1 protein-coding gene is annotated in these 451 nt (G+C 68.5%); it reads left to right on the top strand.

Annotated elements, in window-relative coordinates:
* Positions 1-451, top strand: a 451-nt coding sequence (locus N005_RS03025) for a phosphopantetheine-binding protein (RefSeq protein WP_047699299.1), incomplete at both ends; no start/stop codon positions are given.

Genomic DNA, 451 nt, shown 5'->3' with positions numbered 1-451 from the left:
GGCAAGCTCGACCGCCGCGCCCTGCCCGAGCCCGGCCTGGAAGCCCTCGCCAGCAAGGCCTACGAAGCGCCGCAAGGTGACACCGAAGTCGCCATCGCCGAGATCTGGAAAAACCTGCTGCACCTGGACCAGGTCGGCCGTCACGACGGCTTCCTCGAACTGGGTGGCCATTCCCTGCTGACCGTGCAACTGCAAGCCCGCCTGCACCAGGAGCTCGGTGCCGAGATCGACCTGCGCACGCTGTTCGCCCAGACCTCCCTGAGCGAACTGGCCCGACACGTCGAGCAGACCGGTCAGTCGCGGCTCCAGTCCATTGCCGTGGTCTCCCGCGAGCAACCGCTGCCGCTGTCCCTGGCCCAGCAGCGCTTGTGGTTCCTCGATCAACTGGACCATGCCGCCAGCGTCGCCTACCACATGCCCGCCGCCCTGCACCTGCGCGGCAGCCTGGACC

The organism is Pseudomonas mediterranea CFBP 5447 (assembly GCF_000774145.1).
GTDB lineage: Bacteria > Pseudomonadota > Gammaproteobacteria > Pseudomonadales > Pseudomonadaceae > Aquipseudomonas > Aquipseudomonas mediterranea.
Note: the sequence above shows the minus strand (reverse complement) of the source record. Positions and strands in the feature narration are given on the sequence as shown.